Origin of the sequence: Rosistilla oblonga, from assembly GCF_007751715.1 — a bacterium.
GTDB lineage: Bacteria > Planctomycetota > Planctomycetia > Pirellulales > Pirellulaceae > Rosistilla > Rosistilla oblonga.
In genome coordinates, this window is record NZ_CP036292.1 from 2,146,626 (window position 1) to 2,162,243 (window position 15,618).

At 58.4% G+C, this 15,618-nt stretch carries 10 protein-coding genes; 6 read left to right on the plus strand and 4 right to left on the minus strand.

Features of this window, described 5'->3' with window-relative positions:
* The first annotated feature begins 290 nt into the window (after positions 1-290).
* A complete protein-coding gene (locus tag CA51_RS07625) occupies positions 291-1,364 on the plus strand; it encodes a hypothetical protein (RefSeq protein WP_145119300.1) in 1,074 nt (357 codons plus the stop codon).
* Between the two features lie 684 nt (positions 1,365-2,048).
* On the opposite strand, the gene CA51_RS07630 is transcribed toward CA51_RS07625, so the two are convergent.
* Positions 2,049-3,644 (minus strand): MFS transporter, encoded by a 1,596-nt coding sequence (locus tag CA51_RS07630; RefSeq protein WP_231746051.1) that lies wholly within the window; start codon positions 3,642-3,644, stop codon positions 2,049-2,051.
* Between the two features lie 337 nt (positions 3,645-3,981).
* On the opposite strand from CA51_RS07630, the gene CA51_RS07635 reads away from it, so the two are divergent.
* The 4 genes from CA51_RS07635 (at position 3,982) to CA51_RS07650 (ending at position 8,819) form a co-directional block, all read left to right on the plus strand.
* Positions 3,982-4,488, plus strand: coding sequence for a glutathione peroxidase (locus CA51_RS07635; protein WP_276528645.1), 507 nt, complete (start codon positions 3,982-3,984; stop codon positions 4,486-4,488).
* Positions 4,489-4,773: 285 nt separating this feature from the next.
* Positions 4,774-5,643, plus strand: a complete 870-nt coding sequence (locus CA51_RS07640; protein WP_145119302.1) for a hypothetical protein — start codon at positions 4,774-4,776, stop codon at positions 5,641-5,643.
* Positions 5,644-5,880: 237 nt separating this feature from the next.
* Positions 5,881-8,175 (plus strand): ExeA family protein, encoded by a 2,295-nt coding sequence (locus CA51_RS07645; RefSeq protein ID WP_145119304.1) that lies wholly within the window; start codon positions 5,881-5,883, stop codon positions 8,173-8,175.
* Positions 8,176-8,183: 8 nt separating this feature from the next.
* The gene (locus CA51_RS07650) at positions 8,184-8,819 is read left to right on the plus strand and encodes a hypothetical protein (RefSeq protein WP_145119306.1); all 636 of its coding nucleotides are present in this window, start codon (positions 8,184-8,186) and stop codon (positions 8,817-8,819) included.
* Positions 8,820-8,875: 56 nt separating this feature from the next.
* Here CA51_RS07650 and CA51_RS07655 read toward each other — a convergent pair whose 3' ends face one another.
* On the minus strand, positions 8,876-9,451 hold the full coding sequence (locus tag CA51_RS07655; protein ID WP_145119308.1) for a cysteine hydrolase family protein: 576 nt from the start codon (positions 9,449-9,451) through the stop codon (positions 8,876-8,878).
* 138 nt (positions 9,452-9,589) lie between these two features.
* Positions 9,590-10,702: a polysaccharide deacetylase family protein gene (locus CA51_RS07660; RefSeq protein ID WP_145119310.1), complete on the minus strand. Its 1,113-nt coding sequence runs from the start codon at positions 10,700-10,702 to the stop codon at positions 9,590-9,592.
* Positions 10,703-11,286: 584 nt separating this feature from the next.
* On the opposite strand from CA51_RS07660, the gene CA51_RS07665 reads away from it, so the two are divergent.
* Positions 11,287-13,014, plus strand: coding sequence for a hypothetical protein (locus CA51_RS07665; protein WP_145119312.1), 1,728 nt, complete (start codon positions 11,287-11,289; stop codon positions 13,012-13,014).
* A 35-nt stretch (positions 13,015-13,049) separates the two neighbouring features.
* On the opposite strand, the gene CA51_RS07670 is transcribed toward CA51_RS07665, so the two are convergent.
* On the minus strand, positions 13,050-15,515 hold the full coding sequence (locus CA51_RS07670) for a PVC-type heme-binding CxxCH protein (RefSeq protein ID WP_197451668.1): 2,466 nt from the start codon (positions 15,513-15,515) through the stop codon (positions 13,050-13,052).
* Positions 15,516-15,618: the final 103 nt, after the last annotated feature.

Below are 15,618 nucleotides of genomic sequence, written 5' to 3' on the forward strand. Positions count from 1 at the left end.
CCTTGCGGGATCGATAGTGCGATATAGCACCGAAACGTGGCGGTTGGCGGTGCGTCATTCTATTTGCCGCAACTGACGCTTGCAATCTTTGCGAAATGTAGTGCTGTGTCGTTCCGCGTCGTTTCGATGGTTCAGGACATACCTCTCGTGGTGTTTAATGGTCTCGGTAATTGTTTGGGACAGGCATGTTGTATTGTTTGGACGTCGTTTGGGACAGGCATCTTTATTGTCCAGTAAGAACCGTAGTTATACAATTGCTTTACCGGGGCGTTTTGCGGAGGGAGTTTCTGATGACGATGGCTCGAAAGTATCTCGTCGATCCGGCGGTGACACGTTGGTATCACTGCATCTCACGCTGTGTTCGGCAAGCGTTTCTGTTTCACGACAAAGACAACCTTGATCGCCGCGACTGGCGTCAATGGATCGAAGATCGGCTGGAACTGCTCGATTCTAACTTCGCGATTTCAGTGGGCGGTTTTTCCGTGATGGACAGCCATCTGCACGTGCTCTGCAGGCTCGATCCCGAGGTGGCTGATCGCTGGAACCCCCGAGAGGTCATGCGGAGATGGATTGCCATCTATCCACCGAAAACGCTCAAGTCGAACGACAAAAAGGTTGTCCGGCAATGGATCGAGACACAGGCAAAAGACCATCGGCGTGTGACTCTGTTGCGCGACCGGCTCAAGAACCTTGGCTGGTTCATGAAATCTCTCAAAGAACCTTTGGCCAGGCTTGCGAACAGGGCGGATGGCTGCCACGGGACGTTTTGGGAAGCTCGGTACAAAAGCATTGCGATTCTCGATAATGATGCCCTGCTATCGACCAGCACCTACATCGACCTCAACCCTCTCGCGGCTGGAATCGCTTCGACTCCGGAGGAGGGTTTGCACACTTCGATACACCAACGTGTCGAACATGTTTGCCAGAAGGGCGAAAAAGAAATCGAGCGGTTGAAGGCGGCCCGCCGGGGGAGTGTCGCGGCGAGCGTCGCCGCTGGCGTGATGGAACAGGATCTTTGGCTCGTCCCAATCGAAGATCGCCGCGGCATCGTCCGGGACGAGGGGAGTGGAGCGAGTTGTCGCGAAGGGATGTTGGAATCGTTCCCGTTGGGAAGCTATCTCCTGCTGCTTGATTACACCGGGCGTCTGTTTCGCGATGGCAAAGCGAACATGGAATCTGGAGTCAAAGAAATCTTTGACCGCTTGTCGTCAACGCTTCAATCCTGCCAAGCTCGGACTGACAAGATGCTTCGTTCAAAAAGCCTTCGTGGTAGCTTCTTTGCGTCGGACAATCAAACAGTCGCCGCGATCGCAACCGCCCCCGGTCATCACTTTCGAAACCTCTCTCCCCAACCGCCCGACTAGCCTTTCACTGCGGTATCACCACCACAGGTTCTCAAGCTACGAAGCTACCGGTACAGTCAGTGCCCGCAAATTCACCCCACCAGCAGGCTCGCTCTCTGCAAAAAACGCCACGACACGCGGCCAACCTGCCCTGCAACCACAACCTCACCCTCTGTCGCACTCTCCAGCGGGCCTGGCCCACCATCCGTTAGGATCAGCATGCAGAGTCTGAAACGAGCGTGTCCTTTTCGTCCCTCACCCTCTGTCGCACTCTCCAGCGGGCCCGTTCCACCACCCGTTAGGATCAGAACGAGAGTCTGAAACGAGCATGTCCTTTTCGTCGCCGCCACCGCGGCCCGAAACAAGCCTGTCCTTTTCGTCCTCTTTTCGTCTGTCAACGAGCGTGTCCTTTTCGTCCGGGACGGGGAAGCTCATTGACCAACATGAGATGAAGAGATAGTCGTTCGGGGAGAATCCGAACCGATTCAGATGAGTCGCAATACGTCCGCGACGAATCGCATCGCGTGGCCATACGTCTGCCGTCGGATAATGGCCCCAGCACTACACATTAGATAATGTGCAGCAAGTCGACGCTGCAACCTTGGCCGATCCAGCGAAGCGATCGCGTCGGTAGAAGAGTCCCCTGTCAGCGGGCCGCCTGGTCGCGACGGCCCGCTTCGACAGAGTTTTCGCTGGCATTGGCGACTAGGCTTCCATCGGTCCTTCGACGCCACCGGTTAGCATTTCGGAGTCATCGATATGGATGGGTTTGTAACCGCCGACCGCCTTGAAGCCGATGATCAGCAATAGATACAACACGGCCATGATCGCTGGAATCGCAGCGGTCAACTTCAACGCCATCCGACCGCCAGCAAGAGTCGCCGCGCCAACGGGGGCTTTGTCCTCGCCCGCAAACGGCTTGGCCGATTCCCACCACGCTGACAATTTGTTGTAGTTCTCGTCGGTCTCGCCATCGGCAGCCAGGGTTTCGCCAATCGCTGCCAATTCCTTGCCTTGGTCTGCCAAGACGCCAACTTTGGCACCGTCGAGCCCCTTGATCTTGGGCAGGAACAGGAAGCCTTCAGGCTTCTCCACCGAATAGCGTGCGTAGGTCGGTTCGGCGTTGTCGCGAAGGTCTTGCGAGGCGTAGTAGTCCTGCTTGTAACCGATCGCGGGACCGCCGAGCAAACCGGCCGACAACATCCCCATGCCGCCCATCAGTCCGATCGCCACAGCACCACCCTTCGGGAAGCGTTCCGATCCGACAGCCAACATCGTCGGCCACAGGAACGTTTTTCCGCAGGCGTAAACCGTGGCGGCCACGACACACATGATCAGCGACGTGGCGGTGCCCAACATGGTCAGTCCCAGAGCCCCCAGGATGCTACTGACAAACAACAGCCCCAGCGGCGAGATCCGATGCACGATCGGCCCGGCGACAAATCGCAAGGCGAACATCAGACTGGACGTATATACGAACAGCATCAAACCCTTTTGCGGGTCGTTCATGATCGAACCGGTGATCTTCGAGATCCACGAATCGGTTCCCAGTTCGACGTAGCCGACCAGGGCGTGCAACACCAACAGGATGAAAAACAAAGGCGTGACGACCGAAGCCAACATCTGCCCGGTGGAAACTCCCGCCGCCGCAGCTTCCGATTTTGGAAACCGTTGGCCCAACAGCATCCCGCCGTACAGGATCACGGGGACCAGGAACAACGACATCTGGATCTTCCAGTCGACAGCAGCTTGCAAAACCGACCCGTCGGTGTCGACTTTGGCAGCCATGAAGGCCGACGCTAAACCGCCGATCACCAGACCAGCTGGCCAGCCCGCGTGCAGGATATTCAAATAGTGCGTTTTGGATTTCGGGAACAGCGTCGCGGTCAATGGATTGACGACAGCTTCGCAAACGCCGTTGCCCACGGCGAAGATGAACATGCCCCAGAACAGGCATTGGAAAGCAGCGTCTTTGCCTCCGGCGTCAAACGCCGCGGGAGCTGCTAGCGTGACCACGGCGGAGATGAAGTGCAGGACAAACGCTGCGGTCATCAATTTGCCGTAACCGATCGCATCGGCGAACAGGCTGGTCACGATGATCACGACGCCAAAACCTGTCAGACCACCGCCGGTGATCGTCCCCAGTTCGGTCATCGTAAAGCCAAAGTCTTCGGCCCATTGAACCAAGATGCCGCCGCGGACCGAAAAGCCCACACCGGCTGCGAGTATCGCCATGAAGCCTGCCCACAGCAGCCGTTTTGCGTTGGGGGCCGCCATCGCAGTGTCCGAATCATTCGACATTTGTTAAATTCCCTGGAAAGGAGGAATGCTCTAGAAGAAACCAATGGTTGTGGTGCAAATGCTGCCATTGTAAGGCCGCCGCGTCAAGTTGGCTGCTGGCATTGCCGGACCGATAATTTCCCCTAAATCGCATCCCAACTCAGCTTCGGAGAATTTATCGCTTTGCGCACTCGCGATCGAAGCCTGCTATTATGCTTACAGCATCGCGTTTGCCAACGAATTTCCGCTCGCCCGTGGCGGAGGTTGGCCGTTTCCCACCCCCTCCTCGCTCTGGAGAAAAACCGTGTCGAAAATTTCGTTTTCAATGCTTGCTCTAAGCTTTTTGTTAGGTTTCGCTGTGAACACCGCCAACGCCCACGATCACCTTACCGATTTCAAGATGGAATCGATCGAAGGTAAAACCGTCGACCTCGCCCAGTTCAAAGGGAAAGCGATCCTGGTCGTCAACGTCGCCAGCGAATGTGGCTTGACTCCGCAATACGAAGGTTTGCAGGCGTTGTACGAAACGTACAAAGACAAAGGTTTGGTCGTCCTCGGTTTCCCCTGCAACCAATTTGGCAAGCAGGAACCTGGGACCTCGGCCGAGATTCAATCGTTCTGCAAATCGAATTACGACGTCAGCTTCCCGATGTTTGCCAAAGTCGAAGTCAACGGCGACGGCGCTTGCCCGCTGTACAAACATTTGACAGCCGCCGACACCAAGCCCAAGGGAGCGGGGAAGGTATCGTGGAACTTTGAGAAGTTCTTGGTCGATGGGCACGGGCACGTGGTCGGCCGTTATGGCCCCCAGACCGAACCCGACGACGCTGCGTTGACCCAGCAGATCGAATCGCTACTTAAATAGGCGATCGACAAATCGACGCTGCTCTGTTCGCGGGGCAGCGCACCACCAATCGACATCGCGTTGGCGGCTCCGATGCTCCGGCGCGATGCACTTCTTGCAAGCTGCTTTTGCTGCCTGATTGGGGGCCATTTCGCAGCGGCTAGCATTTTTCTGGCCGCCGATTTTGTTCGGTCATTCCTTCCCTCGGCGTCCGACTGGTGTAAAGCGCGATCGCTTGGCTGCCGATATAACGGGCATAACCGATAAATTCTGCTTGCTTGCGACGGACGAACGGGAGTCGACCTGATGACAATTCTGCGGCGCATCCGTCACGCCCTCTTTGCATCGATGGCCGCGTTCCTGCTGGCTATCTTGTTTGTCCCCACCGGCGAACCGCGAACCGTGTGGACGATTAACGATGCCGACGCTCCGCCCCAGTTGGTGATCGCATCGGGAATCGCATCGGCTCCGATCCACTCTCCATCGCGACTCCCCAAACTGCTGACCGCGCGATTGCGTTGGCGTTTGCTGATGACGCAGCACTACGCCGACCAAGATATCAATCGCCAGTTCCGCCAGGCGGTCGATGCCGTCGAAGCCGCCGGCGACGAAGCGTCGACATCTTCCGAAGCCGCGATGACGTTGACAAGTTTTCGGCAACCGGTCGAAGGCCAAGCCGAGGAAACGCAGTCCTCCGAATCGCCGGTCGACGACGACTCACCCGACGCCGAAGCCAGTCATTTTATGACCGGGCATCAGTTCTGGACGCGGCAGCACGAGCGTGCCGCAGCCGCCTACGACGAATTGCTTTCATTGGATAAACCGGCGGTCACCGCATCGCCGCTGACGACGCTGCCCGGTCTGCCGACGCGTGGTGGACTGTTGCTAGCGATCTGCTGTGGATTGCTCGGCGGTCTCACGATGGCTTCGGTCGACGCGTTTGCCTATCGCAAACAAACGCCTCCGGAATCGAACCTCGATGCGACGCTGCATCTGCCCGCTTCCTGGTTTCGCGTGCGACGAACGCCGCCGCAACGACTGGCGCATGGTCTGCGGACCGCCTGCATCGCCTGGATCGTTGTCGCCGGGCTGTTGCTAGCCACCTCGGCTCGCAAGGAAATGGGGCTGCAACGGCTGATGAACTGGCCGCTCGCGGAACTCGCCGACCTCGTGTAACGCCGGATTCGTCGGGCCTGGCCGCTGACGGTGCCCGCAGTTTGCTCGGCGACTGTGCGCAATTGCTATCGCCCGATTCCTGTTACTTGCTTCGCCGTGGCTTCGGAATGCTTGGCTCGTCGCGATGCCATCGATGAATCGTCGCGATTCGCTTCAGTCGGCTGGCAAGATTTGCCGAACAAACCGATTAGCCCGTATGTTCGGATTTTATCTCCGCAATCAAACCAGTAGACGACCATGGCTGATAAGAACGATCTTCACGTTGACTCAAAGTTTTACTTCGCAGCCTCTCCGTTTCCTGCGACGCCGCAAGCCGAGTCGTACTGCGGGATCGGTTCGGTCGAAGAAACACGACGTCGAATCAAACGTTCGATCGAACGAGCCGATGGCCCATCGATCGTGATCGGCGGCCCCGGGCTGGGCAAGTCGCTGCTGTGCAACATGATCGCTAACGATTACCGCAGCCTGTACAAAGTCGCTTTGCTCTCAGAGGGGCAGATCGATACCAGCCGCGAGCTGTTGCAAGCGATCATGTTCCAATTGAACCTCCCCTACCGCGACCAAGAAGAAGGGGAATTGCGACTGGCGTTGATCGATTTCCTGCGTCCCAAAGAAAACTCGGGCGACAACGGGACGTTGCTGATCGTCGACGAAGCCCAGTCGCTGTCGTCGGACCTGCTGGAAGAGATCCGGATGATCAGCAGCATCGTCCGCGATGGCAAGCCGCGTGTCCGAACGCTGTTAGCCGGCGGTCTGCGGTTGGACGAAAACCTTGCCGATCCGCGACTCGCATCCTTCTCGCAACGCGTCGCGGCGCGATGTTATCTGCATGCGTTATCGGTTGGCGAAACCGCCCAATACATCCGCCAACAACTGGAACGTGTCGGCGCTGAACCGCAGGACCTGATCCGCGACGAAGCGATCTCCAGCGTGCACAGCGCATGCGACGGGATCCCGCGATTGATCAACCAATTGATGAATCATGTCCTCTACTTTGCCGAGCAGCAAGCTGTCGAAATGATCACGCCGGATATCGTCCAGGCTGCCTGGGCGGATCTACAGCAATTGCCAATGCCGACACGATCGGCCGCCAAAACGCCAGCCGCATCGGTCGTCGACTTTGGTCCGTTGGATGACGATGGTGAAACGGGGGCGATCGAATTTGGTGAGCTCTCCGACTTTGATACCAATTGCGAAACCGCCGCCAGCGAAATCGAATCGCCACACGCCGCGTCCGATCAGCTTGCAAGCGACGCGGATGAGCTCGAACCGATCGACCGCGAAGAGGTTGTTAACGAGAGCTTCGAAATGATCGAAGCCTGCGTCCAGTTGGTTGCTGAATACGAACGAGATCACTTCGCCTTTGATGCCGGCAATAGCTCGGATTCGAATTTGGCAGATGCGTTTGCCAAAGCGTTTGGCGTCGAATCGGTGATCGCCGAAGGACACGAAGCCAGCGACGCCGATCGGCAGCCCGAATATGTCCTGGGCCGCTACGAAGAAGAGGGTGCGGTTGCAGCCGAATCGACCGAATCTCCAACAGCAGAAGAGTCTGCGAAGTGCGACAGTGCGGATGTGAACGCCTCCACAACCGCTGGCAAACTTCCGATCTCCGACGACGCAACGTCGCCATGTTTCCGCGACTTCCCCGTCGTCAACCTGTCGGCCAATGCGAGCGGAACGAAGAGCGAATGTAAGCAAGCGAGCATCGAGAGCTCCGCTGTCGGATCGCCCGTCGCTCCGCAGATCGATCCGGCGCAGGAAGCCAACGCTTCCGAAGCAGCAGCGTGTGCGAGCGAACTCGACGCGGAAACCGCGTGTTTCCGTGAGTCGATCGCGGTCATCGGCGACTCGCAGATCGCCGACCAGGTATCGACCGACGTCGAACTCAACAACGTCAGCGATGAACCGGTAACGAGCGAAGCCGCGTTTGGCACGATTGCTTACGAGTTGTGGACGGAACACGCCGAGGCGAATGACGTGGCCAAAAGTGATTGCAGCGAAGCTCAGCCGACGATCGATCAACCGAGCAGCACGCCTCAAGCGAGCCAGCCGAAACCATCGGATCCGTTTGGCGAAGGCTTTGACGATGAGATCGCGGTCGAGATCCACCGGCATGGCAATACCGACGCCCAACCCGTCAGCGTTGCTACCGGTTCGCCCACGCCCGATCCGGAGTCGAATCCTGTGTTGTGGATTGGTGGCGTTACCGAAGGGAACGACCCGCCAGAGGCCGAGCACGAAGATCTGTTGCGAGCCGAGGTGATCTCGATCAACCGAGCGGCGATCGATACGAATCCAGGTGTTGTTGCGGGGCATTTCCAAGGCCTGCAGACTCGCGGCCACGCGGCGCATGCCAATGCGAAGCCCAAGGCCGCTCGAGACATCGAAGTTGCCGACGATCGCGATCTGTTGTTCATCGAAGACGAAGTGCAGGAGATCGACGGGATCGTTCCGCGACCTGCGGTTCCCGCGGCGACCAAGACGCTCAACGACCTGACGACCTTGTTCAGCCGAATCCGCAAAGGGTGAGTAGTTCGATGACTAGCCTGCCGACCAGCCCACGGATCCCCGCTTCGATGCGAGTGTCCACTCGACTGAAAGCACTGGCGACCGCGGACGAATCCGAACAACCAGCGACCACGACGTGGATCGATCCCGCCCACGGGACTGCATCGGTTGCCGCGACTCCTCCGCTGCGCTGTCTCGCTCAATCGATCGTCAACGCTGCCGACCAAGCCGCGCAGACGCCGATTTTGGTGCCGGGGAAACGCGTTGTGTTGGAACCGGAGCTTTTTGTTGCACTCTCGAGCGAGCTGATCGATATCGCCCGCCGACCGATCCGTATCGAAGCGCTCTCTCCCGCGGCAGGCGGATGGGCTGCGATCCACTTGCTGCGCAGCTATCGCCGGATCGTCAATCAATTGGCTGCCGACGTTCCCTACGACGTCGATGTCGTGGAGATGAATCGGATCAGCCGCCCGGCAGGTCCCAATCGCCCGCTGTTCATCGGATTGGCAACCAGCAGTGCGATGCTGCGTTGGCTGCCGACAGCATCCTGCTACCGATTCCTGATGCTCGAGTCGAACACGCGGACTCCGCTGCCCGAGGGAACGCAAGCCTCGGTCGAGCGTTTTCATCTGACCGCCATCAACGGCGGCAACGCGAAGCGCTAGCGACAACCGGCAGGCAGCGAAGCGAATTCCTCCGCTTCGCAAATGCTCATGGGACGCTATTTTCCCGCCTCTGCGGCTTGCAATTGTTGCACTGCTTCCTCGGTGGAAACAACCTGCGCATACCCGAAGGCCAGCGCCGCCATAAACGCACCGTGCACGTAATTGGCTGGGATTTTTGTCCCTTGGAATTCCAATTCCAGTGTTGCACAAGCGTCGTGTGCGACGGTGCAGGCGTAACCGAAGTCGCCAGCGGCACGCACGACCGCATCGATGCACATGTGGCTCATCGCTCCCACGACCAGCACGCTCTCGACGCCAGCTTTATCGAGGATCGCTTTGAGTTCGGTGTCTCGGAAGCTGTTGATCTGCTGCTTCACAACGACAGGTTCCCCCGCAGCCGGAAGTACCGAAGCGTGCGTTTCAGCGCCTTCGGATCCAGGGGCAAAAAATGGAGCGTCCTGCGTCGGGAATTCGTGACGCACGTGGACAACAAGCCCTCCCGCTTCTCGAACCGCAGCAACGATGCGAGCTGCGTTGACCGCTGCCGCCTCCACGCCGTCGAGTTCCCATTTGCCGCCGGGAAAGTAATCGTTCTGCAGATCGACGACGATCAGTGCTGTTCGCTGAGTCATGTCTATTCCGTCAAAGGTTGTTTGATAGTCACCGCGTTGTAGGAAACGCTCAAGCGGCTCATGATGACTCTTTCGATGCTCCCTGGCAAGTTCCGCTGTTTGGTTCGAACTTCATCGCGCCGGGGGCGCCCGTTTGCGTTAGGCGGGGCAACGCGTCGCCGCAAACAATTCGTCGATCGCAACCACGCGGCCACGCGGCGCCGCCGGGCCTTCGATCGAATCATCGACCGCAGAGATCGTCGATTGGTCGCGTTGACGCCACCAGTTTGCTACGTCGCGTGGCAGCGCGTGCCACAGATCGGTCTGTTCCCGCAAATGCTCCAGGAACTGGCGATAGATGTTCAGCCGACGGGACGTGTCCAAATAATCGGGGTGCGTGATCAGCATCGCCATTCCGGCGATCTGGCGCAGGTATTGCAACTTGTCGATCCATACCTGCGGCGTCGTTTCACCCAACGCGACCAACAGCGTATGGTCTTGCGGAAGCGTGTAGGGGAGTTCGACAAACTTGCCCGCGATAAAGGGCCAGGGCGAACCGATTCCGCCGGGCATCGCTTGAAACGGATCGACGTCGAAACAACTGGCATCGTAATCGACGTCCAGCCCCTGCAACCAATCGAGGTTGCGATGGACCATCGGAGCACGGAATCCTGTCGACTTGAAATTGCCGATCGCTTCGTTGATCCGATCCTTCCGCCAATCAAACGTCCGCCGCGATTCGAACAATCGGCCGTCGTGGTTGTAGCCATGGACGCCGATCTCGTGCCCGCGGGAACTCAAGTCGTCCAACAGACCTGCGTCGATCTTGTATTTGTAGGGAACAAAGTTCCAAGCCGAACGGAAACCGTACTCCTCTTCTAGGCTGGCTAATGCAGAGACCAGCTTTACGCCAGCCCGCGTTTCCACATCGTGCGTGAGAACCGTGGCGACTTCAAAACCATCGGGCCACGGATGCAGCGTCCGATGATTGGGCGTCGTCGCAACATCGTGCGAGACCGCCCGCTGCCAATCGCTGATGAACTCGTTGGGCAGGTACCAATCATCCGGTGCATCGAGCGAACGATTGCGGCCGCGCTGCAGCAGTTGACGCATCGCGATCGGGATCCAGGGCCGAAGACGGTAGTATGCCTTGAACTTCCAGGTCAGTCGCGCCGCGGCGATGTCGTCCAAAGCATGCTGCTGCAACACGCGACCAAGCGGTCCATCAAACGCGAATCGGAACGATAGATCGGGCTGGTTTACGTCGTCCATTGGCCAGGTAGGGATAGGAACTTGGAAGCGATGCTCGCTGTGGCGTGTGTTTGTGTAGCGATCTTTCACCCCGCCGGGCAGAGCTTGGATGACAGCATAGTCGAAATCCGGAGACCCACCAAAATAAGGGCGGGGATTTCCAGTCGCACACGCTCCGGTCACCGATTCGCAAGCTCTCCAACCGTTGGCTTTCGCATAACTGCGCTATCCGATTCGCTGGTCTTGCTTCGGAGCTCGATTCGCTGCCGTCGCCGCGTGCGATACCGCTCGGAAAGAGCCGCAGAGATCGAGACGTGCAAAAAAATTCCGAGTCTGTTCGGGATTGCTAGCCCTCGTGTCCGGGGGGGCTGCGGATGCAACGCACAGTCCCTTTTCTCCCTAAAACCACAGTTTGATTTCCGGAAACCGGCAAATCCATTTGCTAGCATCGCCGCAGTTTATAGACTTCAGCCATCGATCGGTCCGGCAGAAAACGATTCCATCTTTACGCATTCCTCTAGATTTCATAAGATTGCGGAAAATATGTTTCATGCTCGCGTGGAATGTGTCCTTTTTTAGGTTGGATGTATACAAGGATTGGTGCGATGGGCGGAGCCCCTCTACTTCTCGCGTTGGCTGCGATCACAGTCGATTATGGCTGGCAGCCCGATGATAAAGGTGGGATCGAATACATCATTCAAATCCCCCCGGGACAGCTCGAACAATCCGGTGGTTTCACCAGTCGGATCGATCCGCGGGTTCGCGGTCTTGTCTCGCGGGTCGTCGTGCGCGTTGGCGATGGTCCGTTGCCGCAGGACTTCGGCGACCTCGCCCCCAATAGCGCTCCCGACGAACTGGGACCCGTGTTGGGAGCCATCCAACAGGTGACCGAGACGCAGGTCTGGGAAGCGAGCGAACCGGACACCGTCGTGCGCGGACAAAGTGGAACATCCAACAGCGGCTTTACGCTGCCAGGTCAGATGGGAGCCACCGCGCAACCGAATCAGCAAACGCGGACGACCAATCCTCAATCGCCAGCCAATCCGGTCCGCAACGTGGGCAATTCGATGCCCAGCACCAGCACGTTCAGCGGTGACTCATCGAACCGAAATGCCGCCGCACCGCCGAGCACAAATCCTGCGATGCAAACGTATCGCAATGGCAGCGATCCGACGCGTCAGGACGTGACACAACAAAATGCAGCGACGGCGCCAAGCAATGATCTGCGGAACTACAACGATCCGCGTTCCGCACAGGCTGCCACCGGTTCTTCGACCTACCGCGACAGTTCGTGGCAATCCAACGCCAACTCGAATCGCGGTGCCGCACCCTCGACGGCTCCCTATGGTCCGACGCGTGAAGAGATGACCAACGCAACGACTCAACAGCCCAACTACAACGGCAATAATTACAACAGCAACAATCCCAACACGAATCCTAATTACGCCAACGACAACCGTAACAGCTCGCCGCTGTCGACTTTTGCCAATCCTAACGTCGGCGGAAACACCGCGGCGAATGGAAACACCGGCAACACGGGCTATGGTGCACAGGGATCGTCGAACCAATATGGGAACAACCTCTACGCACAGCAGCAGCACAGCGACACCAATCTGCAGACTGTCAACAACAACGCAAATCAACCGGGCTATAACGCTCAGCAGACGCCTCAGAACGGGTTCCCAAACAATCAGAACCTGGGGCCGCTGCGGAACGGTTACGCCACTGACAACGCAGCCAACCAAGGGCAATATCCCAACGGGAATTACCCCGCGCCCAACCCCGGTTTCGCCAACAATGGCAATCCGAACAATGGGCTCGGTCAGTCTGCCAATCCGAACCAGGGGTATCAGAACCCGAACTACAATCCGGCGATTGGGTATCCTCAATCGCAGACTGGGATCGGCCTGCCACCATACGCCCAAGGCGTGTACGGCCAGCAAACCGATCCTCGGCTGTTGATCGCAGCCAACGGCGGGATGTTCAACGGATCGATTCGCGATCAATTGGCGAAGGGCGATTCGGAAGAGAAGACCTCGGCGCTGCTGCTGGCAGAGCGTGAGCGGTTGTCGACCAAGGCGTTGGAACTCGAACGCGAGAACGACACGCTTGCCAAAGCGAAAGATGCGTTGCTGTACGACAACAACACTTTGATCGCCGAAAGCCGCGTCACCAAAGACCGGCTGCAAAGCATGAGTGTCTTTCAGTTCTTCCTGATGATCTCGTTCCTGGCCAATCTGTATTTGGGCGTCCACCTGAGCAAGCTGTACCAACGCTATCGCGACCTCGTCACGACAGTGCGTGCGTCGACCGCATCGGCTCAGCCGAGCTGATCGCCGCACCGCACGAAGGTTCGTTCAGGCGAACGTTAAGTTGTCGGTTGCACCAGAAATGCAATCAGATCGCGTAGTTCTTCCACACTCATCGTCCCCTCCAACCCCGTCGGCATGATCGATTGCTCGATCGGCAACTGGGTGTCGATATCGGCCAGCGGGACTTCAAAGATCAGCCCATCGGCACCTTGCAAACGCAAGCTGTTCCCCGCGCCGGCTTTATCTAACTTCAGACCGGTCAGGACGCGACCGTCGATCGTGACGACCTGCCAGGGAACGTAAAGCGGTCCCACTTCTTTGCTCGGATGCAGAATCGACTCGAGCACTCGGCGTGGCGTCATCTGCCCAGACAAGCTGGTTAAATCGGGGCCAGTCGTTGCGCCGCGGCCGCGGTGCGAATGGCAATTCACACAGGCTGTGCGAAAGAAAACTCGCCGCCCCGCTTCGGGATCGCCTCCGCTGCCAACCAATTCGTTCCAGCGATCGAGATCGTCGCGGTTGGGCAACGCAGCCCCATAGTCTTGTCGCGTTTGTTTCAGCACGCGTAGCGCTTCGCGGCGCAACACTTCCGGCTGACGCGGCAACGACATCTTGTTTAAGACCACGGCGTGTGGGCCCGCATTTCTCGCCAGCCCCGCGATCGCATCGGCGCGAGTTTCCTGGTCGACGCTCTCGGTTGTGGCCAATTTCGCCAGTTGGTCAAAGTCGTCGTCACCGCCGCGAGCTGCCAACATTCTGACACCCTGACGCCCGAAGTCGCGATCGTCGGTTGCAACGATCCAGCCGCCCAGTTGTTCCGCCTCCGGCTGCTTCGACTCGCTTGGCAACATCTCGATCGCCATCGCTCGCAGCGTCGCCGGGGCGTTGGAATCGCCAGCGAACTCCAGCAATAACTTTTCGCGTGCGGGATCGCGAACGCCGCGCGCCGCCGAGCCGTTTTCGAGATAGGCGATCGATGCAACCACGGCAGAAAACAGCTGCGGCGAGATCGCGTCGCGTCGCAGCAATTGGCGGATCGCTGGCAAGTGATGCTTGCACTGTTGTTCAGTCGCCCATCGCAACGCGGTGTTGGCAACATCCGTCGATGTGTCGCTTAATCCCCATGTCAGAAGTGCGTCGCGCTGCTGTGGCGTTACGCTGGCGGGTTCAGTCAGTTGCTGCCAACGCCAAGCGGTGAGCAACCCTTCACGCTGCTTGGGCGAAGCCAACGCTTCGCGATCGATATCAGCTAATTGTCCCGATCGAACTAGCCCAAACATCGCCGCCTGGCGAAGGAACGCGTCGTCGCTTTCGAGAGCTTTCAAGCGGTCGGCAACGGTTGTCTCATCGCCCTTTTCGATCCGTTTCGCCTCGGTTTCGGCAGCGGTCAGCGCGGGAAACGATACGGCGCTGCCTGCATCGTCTGCCTTGCGGCTCAGCCGCCACACGCGTCCTTTGCCGTGCACCGGGTAGCTCCGGTCGGCCCAATCGGTGACGTAGACCGATCCATCGGCAGCGGCTGCCATGGCGACGGGACGAAAGCTTGCGTCGCCTTGAACAAACACCTCGGTTTCGCTTTTCCAAGTCGCTCCTTGCGGCTGAGGTCGATAGCGTTCGATGCGATTGTCGCCCCAGCTGGTTACCCACAATCGGTCACCGTGAGCGATCAGGTCGCACGGTGCCTCACCCGTCCTCGCGGCCATCGGCAGCGTGCCGGGCAGTTCGCCATTCCAGGCTTGCAGCGGATGAGTACCGGCACGGCCGAAGCGGAACTGGAATCCATAATCCGCTCCTGCAACCACGTGGATCAAACGGCAGGGAGGCATGGCGTCGGGATCGTTGCCGACGGTCCACAGTCGCCCAGCGGGATCCAACGCGATCCCAAACGGATTCCAAAACCCGGTGGCGACGCGCTGTAAATCGCTTCCATCGAAAGTGCAGCGAAATATGTTCCCGCCTTCGCCATCGCCGCTTTGTTGCGAACCATCTGCAGCGACCAAGGTGTACGGTTCGCCGAGGTTCTCACCCTGGCCGACGTACAGCCAACCATCGCCGCCAACCGTCAGGCCCGAGAGTCCGTTGTGCGGATAGGTTGCCGTTGTTTTTAGCGTCAGCAAGACCTCGCGTTGGTCGGCAACGCCATCGCCATCGCTGTCGCGAATTCGGACCAGTTCGCTGCGCGTCGCGACAGCAAACCAACCGCCGCCGAGCGGTGCGATCGCCATCGTCGCTTCCCCTTGCTCGTAGAAGATCCGCTTGCGATCGGGCCGCCCGTCGCCGTCGCTATCCTCGAACCGGTAGATCCGATCGGTCTTGGGGCCCGCGTAATCTTCGGGTGGAAAATGCGTGTGACACTCGATCACCATCAAGTTTCCGGCGTCGTCGATACAACAACCTGTTGGTGTAACAATCTCGGGCTCCGACGTGATTAGCTCAATCTGCCACGCGGGATCGAGCACTTGCGGCGGCTTGACTGCAAACGCCGACTGATTGCCGGTAATCAGCAGTGCCAGGAAAAACAATCGAGAACAAAATCGAAGGGCACGGTGCAGCATGGTTCGTCGCTTGTAGGTTGGCAGGAAAGAGCGGAGGTGCGCGTAGGAAATCGCTAGTTTAAGCTGTCGA